This window comes from Sphingobacterium sp. UT-1RO-CII-1, assembly GCF_026711005.1.
In the GTDB taxonomy this organism is placed as follows: Bacteria; Bacteroidota; Bacteroidia; order Sphingobacteriales; family Sphingobacteriaceae; genus Sphingobacterium.
In genome coordinates this window covers 737,716-756,847 of record NZ_JAPPVJ010000001.1, presented here as the reverse complement: position 1 = coordinate 756,847, position 19,132 = coordinate 737,716, and the positions used below count along the sequence as shown (strand labels likewise).

Here is a 19,132-nt window from a genome sequence, read left to right as displayed (position 1 = left end):
AGTATGAACAAAAAGATCGAAGTAGCGTTTGTTAATCTGCTTGAAGAGAATCAGAATATTCTCCATAAAATATGCAGGCTCTATACTTTTGATGAGGAAACTCATAAAGATATGTTTCAAGAAATGGTTATACAGCTTTGGAAATCATATCCTACGTTTAAAGGGAATTCTAAGTTTTCGACATGGGCTTATCGGGTGGCGTTAAATACAGCGATATCTCTTTTTCGTACAAAAAAGCGAAATGTAGAAACTGTAGATTGGGATGTGGCAGTAAATTATATCAGCTACCCTGAGTATGATAACCGAGAAGATGAGCAGTTAAATCGCATATATGCTACAGTTCGACAGCTCAATGATATTGAAAAAGCACTTGTATACTTGTACTTAGAAGATAAAAGTTATGTAGAGATAGCCGAGACTTTAGGTATTAGCGAAGGGAATGCAAGAGTAAGAATGAATCGTGTGAAGACTAAAATTAAGAACAGATTAAATGGAGGTAGATAATGGATGAGCTAGATAAATTAAAAACCACATGGAGTGGAATAAGTGAACCAAAACAGTTTAGTAAACAGGAGATTAATAAAATGCTGCATGGTAAATCTCGGTCAATTATTAAATGGGTATTTATAATTAGTGTTATTGAGCTGCTGGTTGGTGTTTGTTTTTCTATCGCTATTCCACTGAAAGTAGAGGACGAGTATAGTGTAATGTATAGCGTAGCTTTATGGGGAATGGAAATTATAAGTTATTGTGGAATTGTCTACTTTGTTTATGGTTTTTTTGTCAATTATAGGCATGTTAAAAACACAAGTAATGTTAATGATCATATTGAATCCATAGTAAAAACAAGGAGACTGGTCGAACTTTATATTAAGTTTAATATTTACCTTTTCGGAATAAGTACTTTATTTTTTGGATTTGAGAAAGTTTTGAAAGTTTTTCAAGAAAAACCTTTTAGCTATGGTATTTTTTATGCTATATTTTTTTCCATCGTATTGTTTTTTGTTTTTAAGCTTATTTTGCGTGTTATGAAGTTTTATTATCGCATTATTTATCAGCGGTTAGTGTCTAAATTACAGCGGAATAAAGAGGAGCTAATCGAGATAGAATGATAGGCTATCATAAAGAGCCTTGTTCAGTTCACAGAATATCTTAGGGTGATATTAACAGTAATAGAAAATTAAAATGTAAAATCCTTAATTTAAGATGGTGTTACTTATGATTTTCTTAAGCTAAGTGTCTAAAAATTGATATTAAAAACTGTGTATATTTGAGTTTTAACAATAGCTTTGTGAAGCTTAAATTTTGGTGAATGGCACAGGAGCAAATCTCTATTTTTGATATGTTTAAAATCGGTATCGGGCCGTCCAGCTCGCATACTTTAGGACCTTGGCGTGCGGCACAACGTTTCGTTGAATTGCTAAACAATAAAGGAACATTAGAGCGTGTAAGGGAAGTTAAAATATTACTATATGGATCTTTAGCTAAAACTGGTGTAGGGCACGGAACAGACATTGCTGTCCTGCTCGGATTGAGTGGTGATGACCCAGTTACTTTTGATGTGCAGCAGGTAATGCCAAAGGTGGCGCATATCAAAGCTGCCAAAGAGATTGTTCTGGGTGGTCATAAGAAGGTGGCATTCAGTTATGAAGAAGATCTTTTGTTTTTGTTTGCCGAGAGTTTACCGTTTCACCCCAATGCGCTTACTTTTCAGGCTTTTTTTGAGGATGGTACGGCTCATAGTGAAACCTATTATTCTATAGGTGGAGGTTTTGTACAGCAGGAAAACGATAATAAAAGCGTGTTAAGTGAGGTTGATATGAGGTTTCCCGTGGAAAATGCACAAGAACTGATGGTGTGGTGTATGAAAACAGGTTTAAAAATATCGGAGTTAGTGCTGGAAAATGAATGTGCGTGGCGTGGAGAGGAAGAAACTAAAGCTGGTGTTTTAGATATTTTTACAGCGATAAAAGATTGTGTTTATAGAGGCTGTCACACAGCAGGCGTATTGCCTGGAGGGCTAAATGTAGAGCGGCGAGCCGCCAAAATGAACAATCGTCTTTTGAAGGAACGCTCTTATACTGATTATGATACATGGATTACTGCTATTCGTGAAGGAGGTCGCGACTTTGGTTATATTTTAGATTGGGTCAGTTGTTTTGCATTAGCTGTTAATGAAGAAAATGCATCTTTTGGTCGTGTGGTTACAGCACCGACAAATGGCGCAGCAGGTGTTATACCTGCCGTTCTTCAGTATTTTATAACTTTTCATGACGCTTATAACGATAAGCAGATTATTCAGTTTATCGCAACAGCTTCCGAAATTGGTTCTATCTTTAAAAAGGGAGCTACTATATCAGCAGCAATGGGTGGTTGTCAGGCCGAAATCGGCGTCTCGTCAGCGATGGCTGCAGGAGCGTTGACCGAGTGTTTGGGCGGTTCGCAGCGCCAGGTTTTGATGGCAGCTGAAATAGCAATGGAGCATCATTTAGGGCTTACTTGTGACCCCATAGGCGGATTAGTACAGATACCTTGTATTGAAAGAAATACTATGGGAGCGATCAAAGCCATTACTGCAGCACAGTTAGCGTTAAAATCAAACCCAGATAAAGCCAAAGTTAGTTTAGATGCTGTCGTTAGTACGATGTGGGAAACGGCACAGGATATGAATGTCAAATATAAAGAAACTGCAGATGGCGGTTTAGCTATTAAGGTGCCTTTAAGTTTACCAGAGTGTTAGTTTTTGATCATATTCCAGGTCAATTAGAGAAGTTCATGTATATTTGTCTACTATATGAATTATTGTGCACTGGCTTCGGGAAGTAATGGGAACTGCTATTATATCGCAAAAGGAAATGATGCAATATTAATAGATATCGGTATTAATACCAAGCATGTACTACTTCGTATGGCTAGTGTCGGCATTGATCCGGCTTCGATTAAAGCCATATTTATTACGCATGAGCATGGTGATCATATCCGCGGACTTTCTGTGTTTGCCAAGCGTTATCAGGTGCCGGTATACATTACAGCGGGCTCTTACAAAGGGTCACGACTGCATATGCCGGAACATCTTATCCATATTATCGAACCCAATGCTAAAACATCTATCGGCGGGCTTACAATTTATGGAGTTCCCAAATATCATGACGCCAAAGAGCCTTGTAGTTTTATCGTGAGCGATGGTTCTATAAATATAGGCATCGTTACAGATATTGGTAAAGTTTGTGATAATGTAAAACGTGTTATACAACATTCTGATGTGCTATTGCTCGAGTCCAATTATGATGAAGATATGTTGGAAAATGGTCGATATTCTTATTATTTAAAAAATAGGATAAGGGGCGGTTTAGGGCATATTTCGAATAAGCAGGCTTTAGCAGCATTTTTAGAAAACAAGACGAACCGGCTTAAGCATTTGATTTTAGGTCACTTATCTGGTCAAAATAATAGAGTAGAGCTTGTGCAAGAGCTTTTTGAGCCTCACTGTGCAGATATTCTCTTGTCCGTAGCTACACGTTATCAAGAAACAGATTTGTTTCAGGTCGATATACCGACTAAGAAAATAGACGTATTATTCCGTAAAACTAGTGTTGTCTATCAGCAAACATCTGTAATTATTCACGAGTCATAATCTTATTATACTTTAATTCAGCAGAACGCCTGCTGGCGTTCCCTCTTAACTTCTTGCTTAAACAGTAAAAATGTTTTGCTTTCTATTTCTTTTTCGTATTTTCATTTTAAACTATGCTAGTCTAAGCTTTTTTAGATAACTGTATGACTAGTTTATTATGATATAATTTTACGTACATGAGTTCGGTTATAGAAAGAGTCAAATTGATTGCTGATGCTGAAAGGATAAGTTTAACAGCTTTTGAAGCTAGCATAGGCGCAAGTAAAGGCGTTTTTTCGCGCGCTTTGAATAACGGCACTGACGTTCAAAGCAAATGGTTGGTAAAAGTCATTGAGGAATATCCTGATTATTCGGCCCATTGGTTAATGACAGGGGAAGGTGCTATGTTGCGTAACGTATATTCTCAGGGGGGCGCAAACACTTCTCGGCTTTTTCACGATGCAGAAATTAACTACGAGACCTTGTTTGAAGATCTATCGGTCTCTGACCAACTCAAAGTAGTGAAAGATCTTTTGCAAACTAGTTTGCAAAACCATAGCTTGGATATCAGTGTGCTTAAGCAGGAGATATTTGACCTCAAAAAAGAAATTATATCCCTCAGGGGGCGAACAATGCGATAAGTCTATTCTGTACATATAGTCTGCTCAATTTCACAACCTTCCTGTCGGTTTTTATTACCTTTGTAGTATGGCAGCAGCAATTCCTTTAGCAGAGCGTATGCGTCCCAAACGTATCGCAGATTACATCGGTCAAGAACATGTTATGGGAGAGGGGGCTGTGTTGCGTAATGCTATAGAGCAAGGCAATATCCCTTCAATGATATTTTGGGGGCCTCCCGGAGTGGGCAAGACTAGCTTAGCTTTACTTATATCAGCAGAATTAGATCGTCCTTTTTTCTCGCTTAGCGCTATTCAGTCAGGTGTAAAAGATATTCGTGAAGTAATCGATAAGGCAGAGAAATTACGCAATTTTAATCAGCAACAATCTATTCTTTTTATCGACGAGATTCATCGTTTCTCTAAGTCCCAACAAGACTCATTATTAGGTGCTGTAGAGCGCGGATTAGTCACATTAATCGGAGCAACAACCGAAAACCCTTCGTTTGAGGTTATCTCTGCTTTGCTATCTCGTTGTCAGGTCTATGTGTTGCAGCATTTAGAAGAGCAGCATCTGCATGCTATACTAAAGCAGGCATTAGAAGAAGATAGTTACCTGCAACAAAACCCAGTTCAGATTGAAGAGTATGAAGCTTTATTTAGAATATCGGGGGGGGATGCGCGCAAACTTTTAAATGTGTTCGAATTGGTTGTGCAGGCTGCTATTGTGCAGAAGAAAACCATTACCAACGAATTTGTTTTGCGGCAGGTTCAACAAAATATGGCGTTGTATGATAAAACAGGAGAGCAGCACTATGATATTATTTCTGCGTTTATTAAATCTATTCGGGGGAGCGACCCTAATGCAGCGGTTTACTGGCTTGCACGCATGATCGAGGGAGGGGAAGACCCTTCTTTTATCGCAAGAAGATTACTGATACTTGCATCAGAAGATATTGGAAATGCCAATCCCAATGCTTTATTATTGGCAAATAATTGCTTTCAGGCGGTGAATGTTATCGGGTGGCCCGAGTCGCGTATTATCTTATCACAAACAGTGACCTACATGGCTTCTTCACCGAAAAGTAACGCAGCTTATGAGGCTATAAATAAAGCACAGGCGCTTGTTAAACAAACAGGCGACCTTCCGGTCCCTTTACACCTGCGCAATGCACCCACTAAGCTGATGAAGCAGCTGGATTACGGAGCAGAATATAAGTACTCGCACGCTTATCCCGGCAATTTTATAGCACAGGAGTTTATGCCTGATAAGTTAAAAGGAGCATTACTGTATGAGCCTGGCAGTAATCCTGCCGAGAATAAACTCCGTGAAAGCCTGAAATCAAAATGGAAAGATAAGTACGGCTACTGATAGTTTTTTAACTAAACATGTGTTTTTCATGAAATTTGCACATTCCTTCGGGTAATATAGTTGTGCTATCGGGTAATTTAGTTGGTTTTTTGCTGCCTTCCTTTGGCTACTTTTGTCTTAGTAGCTTTTAGTTGCCTATTGTTTATTTCTTCTAGTTAGATTTAATTTTTTTTATAGATCGGATATGTATAAAAGAATATAATACATCTATTTGATGTTTTTGTACATATTACTGTAGTTTTTTTGATGTTATATTTGAATTAGAATAATTCCGTCATTGATAATTAGAGGGTTTTTAGCCAGTTATAGTAAAATGAATAAAAGATTAGCCGTTATAGGAGCCATATTAGTAGTTGTTGTCGCTGTTGGTTTTTTTGCTTTTAAGAAAGAAGACAGTGCTATAGACTTTAGCGCTGATGTTAAGCCTATTTTAAATAAACATTGTATTTCTTGTCATGGAGGGGTGAAGAAAAGCGGAGGGTTCAGTTTGCTTTTCGAAGAAGAGGCTTTTGCCGTTGCAGAATCGGGTAAGCAAGCGATCATCCCGGGAGACGCTCTTAATAGTGAGTTTATCAGTCGCTTAACTATAGAGGATGACGAGTTGCGTATGCCCTACAATGCACCTAAACTTAGTGAAGAGGAAATTGACATTCTCACCCGTTGGATAGACGAGGGTGCCAAGTGGGGAGAACATTGGGCTTATGTTTTGCCAGAAAAAGTAGAAGTGCCAAAACCTTTTTCTTTTTCAAGTCTATTTGGTAAAAAACCCGGAGATATATCAAATGATATCGATTACTTCGTGCTTGATAAATTCAAAGAAAATGGGTTGTCCTTTTCGAAAGAAGCAGATAAGGAAACCCTATTGCGAAGAGTTTTTTTGGATATTGTTGGTGTGCCACCGAGTTTAGAACAAGTTCAAGAATTTATTAACGATAAGCGAGATGATGCATATGAGATCCGGGTAGATAGTTTGCTAACATCGGTACAATACGGTGAAAAATGGGCCTCTTGGTGGTTAGATATGGCGAGATATGCAGATACTAAAGGCTATGAGAAAGATGGTTCACGACAGATTTGGACTTACCGTGATTGGGTAATCAAAGCTTTAAATGATGATATGCCTTTCGATCAGTTTACTATCGAACAATTAGCTGGGGATCTTCTTCCGGAGCCTACCAAAGAACAATTGATTGCAACAGCATTTCATCGTAACACGATGAATAATGATGAAGGGGGAACAGATAGTGAAGAGTTTCGTGTAGCCGCTGTAATGGATAGGGTGAATACTACATATCAAGTATGGTTAAGCACGACTTTTGAATGTGTTCAGTGTCATAGTCATACCTACGATCCTTTTAAATTTGAGGAATACTATAACTCTTTGGCATTCTTTAATAATACCAGAGACGAAGATACAGAGGGGGACCATCCTAGGTTGAGATTTTATGAAAAAGCAGATGCACTTAAAGTCGATAGTATTAAACATTGGCTTGCTAATAATGGCGCTGCTGATTTAGTAAAATCAGCGGATTTATTTCTACATACATTAGAACCAAAAATTCATGCGCATTATAGCGATGAATTAAACAACGGAGCATTGTATGATACGAAGTGGTTAGGAATAAGGCACGGAGGGCATGCAAGGTTGAAAAATATAACCTTGGATGGTAAACGACAACTCTACATGAATTTTTGGACCTCCCTACAAGGTGGGCAGATGGAGATTAGGAAAGGAAGTGTCAGTGGTCCGCTATTGGCGAATGTTTCTTTGCCAGCAACAGGGGGAAGGCGTGTTATTGTTTCCGAAATAAAAGAAGAATCTGGCGTACATGATCTGTATTTAGTATTTAAGAACAGTGCGGCAGCTAAAGATCAGCCCATCTGTATGATTGAGTGGTTTGCTTTTAGGGAAGCTTTCCCAGAAGCTGGTCCTGGTGGAGGCTTCAACGTGCAGGACAAGTTTTTACAGTTAGTTAATACACATCCGCAGAGTGTGCCTGTCATGATTGAAAACCCTAAAGACATGCGTCGTAAAACACATGTCTTTGAAGGAGGAAATTGGTTAGCACATGGTGACGAGGTGCAGCCAATGGTTCCCGAGGTTCTGAATCCTTTCCCGACAAATGCACCGAAAAATAGATTAGGCTTTAGCCAATGGATCGTTAGTAAAGAAAACCCATTGACTGCTCGAACCCTTGTAAATCGTGTTTGGGCGCAATTTTTTGGAAGAGGTTTAGTTGAGCCTTTAGGCGATATGGGTACACAGAGTACACCTCCTATACACAAAGAGCTATTAGACTACTTGGCTTTAGATTTGATGCATCAGAAAGATTGGAGTATTAAGAAGCTAATGAAGTATATAGTGATGTCTTCAACCTACAAACAGTCGTCATCTTTGAATAATAAACAAGTTGAAAAGGATCCTGAAAACTATTATCTATCAAGGGGACCTCGTTTTAGGCTATCTGCAGAGCAGATCAGAGATCAGACCTTAAAAGTAAGCGGGCTGTTGAGCAATAAGATGTATGGACCTAGTGTCATGCCTTATCAACCTGATGGTGTATGGATGACTGTTTATAGCGGCGAGTCTTGGCGGAAAAGTGAAGGCGAAGACCAATTTAGAAGAGGTGTGTATACTTTCTTGAAGCGGACGAGCCCATATCCATCATTTATTTCTTTTGATGCTTCCAGTCGCGAGGTGTGTTTGGTAGATAGAATACGGACAAACACACCACTGCAGGCATTGACTACACTCAATGACCCTGTTTATATAGAAGCAGCTAAGCATTTGGCAGAAATTATGGAAAGCGATGGAAAAGGAGATCGCCAAAAAATTATAGCTGCTGGCTATAAACGTATCATGTATAAAGATCCGACGAAAGACAAAATAATTGCACTCGAGAAACTCTACGAGCAAGCGGTAGATAATTTTAAGGCTAAACCTAGGGAGGCAGCAAAGTTTATGGGCTTAAATTCGGAAGATCAGCAAAAAGCAGATGTGGTTTCAAAAGCAGCTTATATGGTTGTGGCTAATGCGCTACTGAATTTAGATGAGTTTTTAACCAAATCTTAAATTAAAAGAGAATGAAAGACTTTAATAGGTTAATGAAAGAAGTGGAGCAGCAGCAGTTACAAGCTGTTACGCGTAGACACTTTTTAAAGGATTGCGTTGCAGGAATCGGGGGCATCGCATTAGGGAGTTTATTAGCGAGCTGTGGAAGTAGTGGCGCTACTGAAGCGGGCGGGTTTGATTTAAATGCCTTAAACCCGCTGATCCCGAAAGCCCCCCATTTTCCAGGAAAAGCAAAAAGTGTTATATACTTACATATGGCCGGAGCGCCCTCACAGTTAGAGTTATTCGATTATAAGCCGGCTTTACATAAGTTGCATAACCAAGCTTGCCCGCCTTCATTTATTGAAGGCAAGAAGTTCGCTTTTATACGTGGTACCCCTAAAATGCTTGGCCCACAAGCAACATTTGCACAATATGGTGAAAGTGGAGCGTGGGTGTCTGACCATTTGCCACATTTTACAAAAGTTGTCGATGAGGTTAGTTTTTTAAAGGCGGTCCATACAGATCAGTTTAATCATGGTCCTGCTCAATTATTTATGCATACAGGAAGTGCGCGTTTAGGAAGGCCTAGTATTGGTTCTTGGGTAACATATGGGCTGGGTTCTGAAAATAGTAATTTACCAGGTTTTGTTGTCTTAACCTCAGGGGGAAAAACTCCTGATGCTGGTAAAAGTGTTTGGGGTTCCGGCTTTTTGCCTTCTGTTTATCAGGGGGTACAATGCCGCTCAAAAGGAGATCCTGTATTGTTTATTGCCGACCCTGACGGCATGGACAGAGGTTTAAAAAGACATGCTATCGATGCGATAAATGAAGTAAATAAAGAAGAGTATAACACCTTCAAAGACCCTGAAACTCTTTCGCGGATTGCGCAGTATGAAATGGCCTATAAGATGCAGGCAGAAGTACCAGAAGTGATGGATATCAGCTCTGAACCCGAGTATATTCATGAATTGTATGGAACAGAGCCTGGGAAAGAGTCTTTTGCAAACAACTGTCTATTAGCACGTAAGTTGGTAGAACAAGGTGTGCGTTTTGTACAGCTTTTTGATTGGGGGTGGGATAGTCATGGTACAAATGCTGCAGATTCTATAGATTTGGGTTTCCGTAATAAATGCCGTGAGATTGATAGGCCAATGACGGCTTTAATTATGGATCTTAAACAACGTGGATTGTTAGATGATACATTGGTCGTTTGGGGCGGAGAGTTCGGGCGTACACCAATGCAGGAGAATAGAGACAATAGCGAAATGGCGTTTTTAGGACGTGACCACCACACCGACGCTTACACAATATGGATGGCAGGCGGAGGTGTTAGAAATGGTATTTCTTACGGAGAGACGGACGAAATAGGGTTTGAAGGCGTTAGCGGAAGAGCTTCAGTGCATGATGTGCATGCGACTATGCTACATTTGCTTGGCTTCGATCATGAAAAATTCACATACGAATTTCAAGGTCGACCATTCAGACTGACAGACGTACATGGCGAACTGATCTCTGCCATCGTGTAATAAGAGAATATTTTTTTGAAGGGAAAATTAACAATATAAAAAAGACACTCCAACAGTTTAGGGGTATGAGATATACAAACACAATTATTAAATAATGAATCGATTATATACGATAATAATTTTACTTTTTGCAACAATGGTGCTAAGTGCGCAGGAGAATAAGGATTTTAAACTGAAGTTTTATGCTACAAACTGGGGAATGTCAGGCTCTTGGGATAGTTTTTGTGCAAAAGTAAAAGCCGCAGGCTATGATGGTGTAGAGACATGGTTGCCGGGGTCAAAAGAAGAGCAGGAAGCTTTGACAGAGGCATTACATAAATATGATCTGTCTTTGGGTTTACTAAGTGGGGGAGGCGGAGGAACTTTTGAGCAGTATTACGAAAGTTTTGTCAGCAATGTTCAAAACGCAACTCGATTTAAACCTGATTATATCAACTGCCATACGGGTAAAGATTATTATACCTTTGAGCAAAACAGCAAGTTGGTTGAGGCTGGCCAACAAATAAGTACAAATAGTGGAATACCTGTATATCATGAGACTCATCGAGGCCGTTTTACTTTTGCTGCGCATTTGACCGCAGATTTCTTAAAGGCAATACCTCATTTGACCTTAGCGCTCGATATCTCCCACTGGTGTAATGTACATGAGTCGATGTTAGGCGATCAAAAAGAAGCTGTAGCATTGGCAATATCACGTACAGGGCATATTCATGCGCGTGTAGGGCAGCCTCAGGCCCCACAGGTTAATGATCCTGCGGCGCCTGAGTGGAAAAGTGTCGTAGATCAACACTTAATCTGGTGGGATGAGGTTATACGTCTTCACAAGGAAAAAGGAGCTAAACACATGACTATTACTCCAGAGTTTGGACCAGCCGATTATATGCCCACACTTCCTTATACGAGGCAGCCAGTTGCCAGTCAGTGGGATATCAATGTGTATATGATGAACCTCATTAAAGCTAGACACTAAACCAATGGAATTTCTTAATGAGTTATTGGGGTTCATAGGAAGGTGGCATCCGCTGTTTGTGCATTTACCAATTGGCATGTTGGTTGTCGGTTTTATGATGGCCTGTGTAGCAAGGTTTGAAAAAAATAAACAGTTGGTGCCAGCTATTCCTTTTGTCCTACTGACTGGAAGTATAGCTGCGGTTTTTGCAGGTGTTACGGGCTATCTATTGTCGTTAAATGGCGGCTACGAGCAAGAGACGCTTGATTACCATCAGTGGTTAGGAATAGCAGTGGCAGTTATTAGTTTACTGACTTTTACATTATATAATGAAAAGATACAAAATCGCTTTGTCCTGAAAATCAGAAACTATAAGTTTATCGTCTTTGTGGTTGTCATGTTGTTATTGGGCTTTACAGGCCATTATGGTGGAACACTGACTCATGGTAAAGGCTATCTGAAAGAGGCGCTGCCCACGGTAATAAAAAATGCCGTAGGCATGCAATCAGAAATTGAAACATTGCCCCTGCTAGCCGATGCGCAGGAAGCTGAGGTTTATGAAGGTATTATTCAGCCTATTTTGGCACAACGCTGCCAAAGTTGCCATGGTGATAAAAAACAGGAAGGAGATTTTGCTTTGCACGATATGCCCAGCCTATTAAAGGGGGGTAAAGAGGGGCTTGCATTAAAAGCTGGTGATTTAGATAATAGTCCGCTGTATGCCCGTCTTATATTACCTGAAGGGCACGAAGGGCGTATGCCGCCCAAAGGGCGCACACCTATTACAAACGATCAAATAAAATTAATAGGTTGGTGGATTAGTACGGGGGCCAATTTTGAAAGTAAAGCTAGAGAGTTGGAGCAGTCTGACGAAATAGCTGCAATATTGAAGCGGTTGGAAGAAGGGGGAAGTGAAGAGGCTCAGTCCGAATATGCAAATTTACCTGAGGCTGCTAAGTTACCAGAAGATTTGATCGATGCGCTTCAGGCAAAAGGCATTAAAGTGTTGCCCATTGCTGACGGCAATAGTTACGTTGCTATTAATACTGTTAATTATCCTGATTTTTCTGATGCAGACATGAAGGACTTGCTCAAGTTCAAAGACAATATTGTTCAATTAAAAATTGGAAATAGTGCGTTATCTGATGAAGGACTCAAAGATATCGCTACTTTTTCTAATCTGCTCAAGCTGCATATTGAACACACGAAAATTACTGATGCTGGGCTAGCACATTTAAAAGGGCATCAGAAGTTAAATTATATCAATCTGTTTGGGGTCGGAGTTTCTGATCAAGGTATACGATCTTTAGCCGACATTCCCTCATTAAAACATATTTATACTTACCAAACTAACGTAACTGCTGAGGGTGTGCAGTATGTACGAGAGAAATTGGCAGAGTCAAATGTAGATACAGGTAAATATTTATTACCTTTTTTAGAGACAGATACAATTAAGTTTTAAAAAGCTTGCTTAGTGTAGAAATTACACGTATATTTGTGGTATCATAATTTAGGTTTATAATTGGTTAGCAAAGGTTTTCATTCTCCCCGTTTGAAAACCTTTCTTTTTTATCAAACCTTTGTTTTAAACGTACAATCTGTCTTTTATTTTACGTTAATTTCTTTTTGCCTTTCTAAATCACTGTAAGTTTTCATTACTGCCTCAGAATACGTTTTACCTTATCGTGATTATGTTTTTAGGTATTAATAAGTCGGAATATAGGGTAGTTTAAAAGTAGCCTATTGGCAAAGAAAAAGCTTTAGGTTGTGGTAGAAATGTCCGTATAAAAAAGGTCGAATAAATTATAAGATTTATTCGACCTTTTATGATTTGAAAATATTTATCTATGTTTTGCTTATTGTTTTGTGCGTTGAATATAATCTGCCATTACCTGTAGGCTTTCATCTAAAATAAAGTCAAAGTCCGTTTTAGGTTGTGGCTCTCCTTCTTTCCAAAGCGGTAAGCCCCGTAGCTCTAAGCCTTTATTCACGCGTGCTCTGTTTTTCTTTTTATTCTCTTCACGCTCTTTTTGTAATTCTGATTGTTTAAGAGATATTTTTTGTACGGTATCAAACTTTTTAAACTCTTCGATATCTTCCAATAAATAAGCAAACTCTGGCGATTTGTCCATCCGTGCAGCATGTATCTTTTGTAGGTCAGCCGTGATGTTGCTCATATCTGCTACCTTAGTAAAGGTCGTGGGTTTTATTTGATCCCAAGGTAAAGCTGAAGGTTCAGAACTTTCTCCAAACTTTTCTGCGCTATATTGCGTAGGGAAAACAATATCAGGTTCTACACCTTTATGTTGGGTGCTGCTACCTGTCACGCGATAAAATTTACCCATCGTAATATTTATCTGTCCAAATTCAGGCGCTCCGTTAGGTGTGTCTGGGTCTTTATTTTCTCCTTTAGCTTTCAATAAAAGTTTGTTTGTCGCACTTATAAAGCGAGACATATCAATAGCTGATTGAACAGTTCCTTTACCGAATGATTGTGATCCTAGGACTAATCCACGTCCATAGTCTTGTATAGCTCCGGCAAAAATTTCCGATGCGGAAGCCGAGAATCGGTTGATTAATACACCGAATGGGCCATCCCAAGATACGCCGGCCTCTTGGTCGCTATCCACCTCTACGCGGTTTCGTACGTCACGAACTTGTACCACAGGGCCTTTATCTATAAACAAACCTGTAAGTTCAATAGCCTCCTGTAGGGAGCCTCCTCCGTTATTGCGTAAATCTAAAACCACTGCATCTACATTCTCTTGGCGTAAGCTATCCAGTATTAGGCGCACGTCTCTGGTTGTGCTTTTGTAGTTAGGGTCCCGCTTACGGTAGGCTTCAAAGTCAATATAAAATTTAGGAAGTTTTATTAATCCTACTTTATACATTTTACCATCCTCGCCTTTTATCTGCTTAACTTCTTTTTTGGCAGATTCCTCGGAGATGACAATTTTCTCGCGTTTTAACTCTATAATTTTAGGCTGAGCGGTCAGTTCCTGGCCAGCGGGAATCACTTTCAAACGCACAACAGTGCCTTGCGGACCTTTTATCTTCGCTACAGCAACATCGATTCGCCAGCCCACTATATCTTCAAACTCACCGTCTGTACCTTGCGCCACCCCTATAATCTTGTCTTCTACATTTATACTTTTATCTTTAAAAGCAGGTCCTCCTGCGATAACCTCTTTAACGGTCAGCATTTCATTGTCCATTTGCAGTCGCGCACCTATGCCTTCTAACGTGTTGGACATGCCTTCGTTAAATGCTTGAGCAAAGGACGGGTTGTAATATGTAGTATGTGGATCTACAGCGTCTGTTAGTGCTGTTATAATGAGCTGAAAAGCATCGTTTGAATTCGTCTTTTTAGCCTGTGATATCAAATTTTTATACCTTTTACGTAGATTTTCTTTATTTTTTTCAGTGTTTGTTTCTACAGAATCTTTGTCTGTTGAAGCTAGACGTAAATTTAATAAATCATATTTAACGCGTTTGCGCCATTGATCTTTCAGTTCGTCGTCATTTTTAAAATAAGGAAGCTTCTCGCGGTATGCCGCATACTTTTCATCTACATCAAAATTATGTTCTACATCTACTTGACTGAGGGCATATTCTAAACATTCTAAATACCGCTTAGAATATATATTAAACATGTAAAACGGGGCAGATAGATCGCCTTTCTTAAAATCTTGACTGATGGTTTTACGAAATTGCTGGAAATCCTCCAGGTCAGACGCTAGCAAATAATTGCGTCCTTGATCCATTGATTTCACTAGATTGTCAAAAACAATAGCCGACACAGAGTCATTCATCGGAACCTTCTTATAGCTGTAATTTTCAAGGAGATTCGTAACCTCTGTGGCAATTACTTCATGTTGCGCAGAAGGTTTAAGCTCCAAGGTCCCCTCTTCTAAATTTACTCGGGGTTTTGATCCACAGGCAACTATAGAAATTAATGCCAGACCAATTACAAAATTCTTAAACATATAAGATAGATTTTTTAAATACATTTATCATTCTCTTTTTCTCAAGCTAAATTTATTATTAAAATTTAAGATGCGCTAAAAATACTGAAAACGAAGCACAAAAGGATACTTACAGAGAAAAATTAGAATTAATTTACTTTTTTCGGTAATAAACCTTGTATATATAACAGATAAAGCCGTTAAATGTTGTGTAAAGAATCTGTGTCTAAAGCAATTTTAGCTTTCACATTAGATAGTAACATCAAGGGGGTAAAGTAATTATTATTGTACATAAAACTGAATTTATGTAAGTTTGACTGTCTTATCTGTCCAAAAAGAATAATGAACTGCTGTGTTTCTATAGTTTCAGAACAGCAGTGAAAAATGTAGATTGGATATGTAAAACACCACAAAGACAAAATATATGCAGTATAGTAAATTGACAAAATATATAGCCCTACTTCTTGTAGGCTTCTTTTCTCTGACAAAGTTTGCATGGGCACAAGAAAGTATAGATACTATTCGTGCAATTGAAAAATACGATAAAACATTTGATGGCATTGGACCAAAAGTCTATATATTACCTCCTCCGCGAACTCTTGCAGAAATATTGGTAGATCGCTATAGTGAAAAGGCCCATTTTCGAGACAGTATAACTAGAGCTTTAGAATTACAACATCTTACAGAGCGGTTCAACTTTACAGCAAATACAGCTCATATCCAATATTTTTTATTGCCTAAGCCCGAAAATGATGAGCAATGGGAGCAGCGTATACAGCAACAGGTCGATGAGGAAAATCATTACGCAGTTTATGGTCTGTTGCAAAGTTTTGCAGAGGAGGCCTTAAGAAAGGGGGCTGTAGACAGGGCGCTTACATTGTTACATTCGGCATTGCAAGCAGCTTTACAAACTCATGAACTGTCTGATATCGCTGCAATACAGAACAACTTGGCAAGTATCTATTTGTATAAAAGAGATGTAGAGCAGGCTATGTTATTTCAGCAAGCCTATTATCAAGAAACTCTGCGGCAGAAAAATGTTGTCGATCAGGCTGTTGCTTTGACTAAAATAGCACATATACAAGCCGAAAGTAAAGACTTTAATACAGCTGAGAATACCATCATACGTAAGGTTATTCCTATGTTAAATAGAGCCAAAGCTTACGGACGAAAGGTTGCTGCCTGGGAGGTTTTAGCTAAAATATACCACCTGCAGGATAAACACACAGAAGCGCAATGGTTTCTTATTCAAGCACGAGACTTAGCGCTTAAAAATAATTTGACGGCAGATTTGGCAGAAATTGAATACATGCTTGCTTTTTCAAAGTTTGCGCAGCAAAATTTTAAAGTAGCGCAGCAAGAGTTCTTAAATGCTGATAAGCTTGCAAAATCTGAAGATAATAAGTTATTGCAGCTAGCTATCGTCGATCGTTTAGGGCAAATTTATATGGACGAAAACCAATTTGTCGAGGCGCAGATTGCATTGGATCATTATCTTTTATTGCGGTTAGAACTGTTCAATCTCTAGCGGTAAGCTTTTCCCATATCCGTTAAAATAAATTATCTTTGTATGTTATACCATAGTCTGGTTTAGATGGCATGCCTGTTGTGCTTTTAAAGGCAGATACATAAAAAATAAAACAATAGATGGCGATACCAAAAATATACGATACAGCATTAAAGCAGGAAACCGCTCTTTTAGTTGGGGTCATTACACAGCACACTACAGAAGAGAAGGAACGTGAATATCTGGAAGAATTACAGTTTTTGGTAGAAACTGCAGGGGCAGAAACCAAAGCTATTTATACACAGAAGTTGGCTACCCCGGATCGTGCGACATTTGTCGGGAGTGGTAAGCTGGAGGAAATCAAAGCACATGTTATTGCAGAAGAGATTGATATGGTTGTTTTTGATGACGAGCTGACTCCTTCTCAGTTAAGAAATATTGAGAAAGAGCTTGAGGTTAAAATTTTAGATCGATCTAACTTAATCTTGGACATTTTTGCGCAACATGCTAAGACAGCACAGGCAAAAACGCAGGTCGAACTTGCGCAATTACAGTATGTATTGCCTCGTTTGACACGAATGTGGACTCACTTAGAGCGTCAACGCGGAGGTATCGGTATGCGTGGCCCGGGAGAGACACAAATAGAGTCGGATAGAAGGATGATTTTGGATAAGATATCCTTGTTAAAAGCACGATTGAAAGCCATTGATAGGCAAAACGAAACACAACGTAGAAATAGGGGCGAGTTTATACGAGTATCTCTAGTGGGGTACACCAACGTAGGAAAATCAACAATCATGAATTTGATTTCTAAATCAGAGGTTTTTGTTGAAAACAAATTGTTTGCTACACTCGACACCACCGTTAGAAAAGTGGTTATCGATAATCTTCCTTTTTTGATGTCTGACACGGTTGGTTTTATTCGCAAGTTACCACATCATCTGGTCGAGTGTTTTAAGTCTACGCTCGACGAAGTGCGTGAAGCAGATGTTCTTATACATGTGGTTGATATATCACATCCTAACTTTGAGGATCATATCAATGCCGTTAATGAAACTCTAAAGGAACTTGACTCTCTGGATAAGCCTATTATTACGGTGTTTAATAAGATTGATGCTTATAAACCTCCTGTTGAAGAAAATGAAGAGGGAGAAGAGGTGAAAGTAACTCTGGATGATTTCAAAAATTCGTGGATGGCGAAAAACTCTGATCCGGCCATTTTCATTTCAGCTACAGATAAAATTAATGTTGAAGAGCTCAAAGATAAACTATACGAGATCGTTGTCAAGCTGCATAATGAGCGATATCCTTATAATAATCTGCTCTACTAAATAGGATAAGGTGTAGAGCCGTATATATGCGTGTGGGAGGAGATATTTAAATGCAAAATAAGAAAGTACAATTCATTGATTGGGGCCTAGTCGATTATCAGGAAGCCTGGGATAAGCAGGAGGCGATATTTAGCGAAACATTGGCAGTTAAGCAGCGCAATCGCTCGCAGGAGCAGCAAGAGCCCACACCGAATCATCTCATTTTTACAGAACATCCTCATGTCTATACTTTGGGTAAGAGCGGGCATGAAGAATATCTTCTTCTTGACGAGATCGGGCTTCGGGAAAAAGAAGCTACTTTCTATAAAATAAATAGAGGAGGGGATATTACTTATCATGGCCCAGGTCAGGTTGTAGGGTATCCTATATTGGATCTAGATAATTTTTTTACTGATATCCACCTCTATCTGCGTAAATTAGAAGACGCTGTTATTATGACCTGCGCAGACTATGGCATCATAGCAGGTCGTTATCCTGGTTTTACAGGTGTTTGGTTAGAAGCAGATACTCCAAAAGCGCGAAAGATATGTGCAATGGGGGTGCGGGCATCTCGGTGGGTAACTATGCACGGTTTTGCATTTAATGTAAACACCGATTTAAACTATTTTGGCAATATTGTACCTTGTGGTATAGAAGATAAAGACGTCACTTCACTAGAGGTAGAAGTTGGACGCAAATTAAATATAGAAGATGTCAAACAGCGATTAAAAGAACATATTGCTACTTTATTTGAAATGGAGTTATTCTCAGCTCCGCAAAAAATAAAGAATTAAAGTATTTGTTCCTTAAGCCCTCTTGTTTTGTGATCTTTTTTGAGTAATCTAAAACAGTAAAATGTAAAAATGAAAGCATCTGAAGTAAATAAACGATGGGCAGTATTGCAAAGCACCATATCGAAAGAGTTTGATATGGATCTGCCCGATATAAAAGTTATGCTGTTTTTAATCGGTGTACAAGAATTGGGGCGTGGACCTCAAAAGTTCTCCAAGCGCGAGAAAGAAGAATTAATGCATATTGCCAATTGCAGATTATTTAGTGCAATGGGTTTTTACGAACTTGACGGCCTGGATGAAGAGGGGTGGCCACACTGGAATTTAGTGAAGCCTATACCTAACTATACGCTATTAGAGCAAGAGCTAATTATGAAATCCCTAATAGTAGATTATTTTGAGTCAACCTATACATTGTCTGAATAAA

Annotated in this window: 15 protein-coding genes; 14 read left to right on the top strand and 1 reads right to left on the bottom strand. The window is 39.1% G+C overall.

From position 1 onward, the window contains the following. Positions 1–3: 3 nt before the first annotated feature. The 10 genes from ORI89_RS03065 (at position 4) to ORI89_RS03020 (ending at position 12,594) form a co-directional block, all read left to right on the top strand. On the top strand, positions 4–504 hold the full coding sequence (locus ORI89_RS03065; RefSeq protein WP_268228956.1) for an RNA polymerase sigma factor: 501 nt from the start codon (positions 4–6) through the stop codon (positions 502–504). Continuing rightward, on the top strand, positions 504–1,112 hold the full coding sequence (locus tag ORI89_RS03060) for a hypothetical protein (RefSeq protein WP_268228955.1): 609 nt from the start codon (positions 504–506) through the stop codon (positions 1,110–1,112). Before ORI89_RS03065 ends, ORI89_RS03060 begins: the two co-directional genes overlap by 1 nt. 200 nt (positions 1,113–1,312) lie before the next feature. After that, entirely contained in the window at positions 1,313–2,740 is a 1,428-nt protein-coding gene (locus ORI89_RS03055) for an L-serine ammonia-lyase (protein ID WP_268228954.1), read from the top strand. Between the two features lie 54 nt (positions 2,741–2,794). After that, on the top strand, positions 2,795–3,634 hold the full coding sequence (locus tag ORI89_RS03050; RefSeq protein WP_268228953.1) for an MBL fold metallo-hydrolase: 840 nt from the start codon (positions 2,795–2,797) through the stop codon (positions 3,632–3,634). A gap of 176 nt (positions 3,635–3,810) precedes the next feature. Then, positions 3,811–4,254, top strand: coding sequence for a hypothetical protein (locus ORI89_RS03045; protein WP_268228952.1), 444 nt, complete (start codon positions 3,811–3,813; stop codon positions 4,252–4,254). Positions 4,255–4,321: 67 nt separating this feature from the next. After that, positions 4,322–5,602, top strand: a complete 1,281-nt coding sequence (locus ORI89_RS03040; RefSeq protein ID WP_268228951.1) for a replication-associated recombination protein A — start codon at positions 4,322–4,324, stop codon at positions 5,600–5,602. A 313-nt stretch (positions 5,603–5,915) separates the two neighbouring features. Then, on the top strand, positions 5,916–8,675 hold the full coding sequence (locus ORI89_RS03035) for a DUF1553 domain-containing protein (RefSeq protein WP_268228950.1): 2,760 nt from the start codon (positions 5,916–5,918) through the stop codon (positions 8,673–8,675). An 11-nt stretch (positions 8,676–8,686) separates the two neighbouring features. Then, the gene (locus ORI89_RS03030) at positions 8,687–10,183 is read left to right on the top strand and encodes a DUF1501 domain-containing protein (RefSeq protein ID WP_268228949.1); all 1,497 of its coding nucleotides are present in this window, start codon (positions 8,687–8,689) and stop codon (positions 10,181–10,183) included. Positions 10,184–10,277: 94 nt separating this feature from the next. Continuing rightward, positions 10,278–11,153, top strand: a complete 876-nt coding sequence (locus ORI89_RS03025) for a sugar phosphate isomerase/epimerase family protein (protein ID WP_268228948.1) — start codon at positions 10,278–10,280, stop codon at positions 11,151–11,153. Between the two features lie 4 nt (positions 11,154–11,157). Next, positions 11,158–12,594, top strand: a complete 1,437-nt coding sequence (locus ORI89_RS03020) for a c-type cytochrome domain-containing protein (RefSeq protein WP_268228947.1) — start codon at positions 11,158–11,160, stop codon at positions 12,592–12,594. A 394-nt stretch (positions 12,595–12,988) separates the two neighbouring features. Here ORI89_RS03020 and ORI89_RS03015 read toward each other — a convergent pair whose 3' ends face one another. Next, positions 12,989–15,118: a carboxy terminal-processing peptidase gene (locus tag ORI89_RS03015; protein ID WP_268228946.1), complete on the bottom strand. Its 2,130-nt coding sequence runs from the start codon at positions 15,116–15,118 to the stop codon at positions 12,989–12,991. A 403-nt stretch (positions 15,119–15,521) separates the two neighbouring features. Between ORI89_RS03015 and ORI89_RS03010 the strand changes: the two genes are divergently transcribed. From ORI89_RS03010 to ORI89_RS02995, 4 genes are all read left to right on the top strand, one after another. Further along, positions 15,522–16,625 (top strand): tetratricopeptide repeat protein, encoded by a 1,104-nt coding sequence (locus ORI89_RS03010; RefSeq protein ID WP_268228945.1) that lies wholly within the window; start codon positions 15,522–15,524, stop codon positions 16,623–16,625. A 119-nt stretch (positions 16,626–16,744) separates the two neighbouring features. Beyond that, complete coding sequence (gene hflX / locus ORI89_RS03005; protein WP_268228944.1) at positions 16,745–17,935, top strand: GTPase HflX; 1,191 nt, start codon at positions 16,745–16,747, stop codon at positions 17,933–17,935. Positions 17,936–17,985: 50 nt separating this feature from the next. Next, positions 17,986–18,708, top strand: a complete 723-nt coding sequence (gene lipB, locus ORI89_RS03000; protein ID WP_268228943.1) for a lipoyl(octanoyl) transferase LipB — start codon at positions 17,986–17,988, stop codon at positions 18,706–18,708. Positions 18,709–18,777: 69 nt separating this feature from the next. Then, on the top strand, positions 18,778–19,131 hold the full coding sequence (locus ORI89_RS02995; protein WP_268228942.1) for a hypothetical protein: 354 nt from the start codon (positions 18,778–18,780) through the stop codon (positions 19,129–19,131). Position 19,132 lies beyond the last annotated feature (1 nt).